This window comes from Erwinia sp. B116 (assembly GCF_002865965.1).
Classification (GTDB): domain Bacteria; phylum Pseudomonadota; class Gammaproteobacteria; order Enterobacterales; family Enterobacteriaceae; genus Erwinia.
In genome coordinates this window covers 1-353 of the sequence record NZ_JRZZ01000135.1, presented here as the reverse complement: position 1 = coordinate 353, position 353 = coordinate 1, and the positions used below count along the sequence as shown (strand labels likewise).

Annotated in this window: 1 protein-coding gene; it reads right to left on the bottom strand. The window is 56.9% G+C overall.

Annotation, left to right across the window (positions count from 1 at the left end; genetic code table 11):
* Positions 1-353: contractile injection system protein, VgrG/Pvc8 family (locus NV64_RS22970; RefSeq protein WP_199177723.1), on the bottom strand; the 353-nt coding region annotated here is incomplete at both ends.

The following is a 353-nucleotide window of genomic DNA, read 5'->3' as shown; positions in this document are numbered from 1 at the left end:
GTGACGCCCGCCTCAGCGACATTGTGACGCACGCTGAGCCCCCAGACGGATTCTGCGCAGCCGTCACTCATGCCTGACGGGCTGTTCAGCGGCAGCGTTTTACCGAACTCATACGCGCTCTGCCTGTCGGCAAAGTGCACCACTTCCGTTTGTGTGTCCGGCTGCAGCGTGAAGAAGTAAAAGATGCCCACTTCGCACAGCAGGCGCTCGATAAACGCCAGGTCGCTTTCCTGATACTGATTTATCTGCTCACGCTTCGGGTATGTCTGTCTGAGCGTAAATTCATATTCCCAGCCCTTCAGACCATGCTCGTCGAGGATCTGCGCCACCACCTCCGGCACGGATTTATTGAC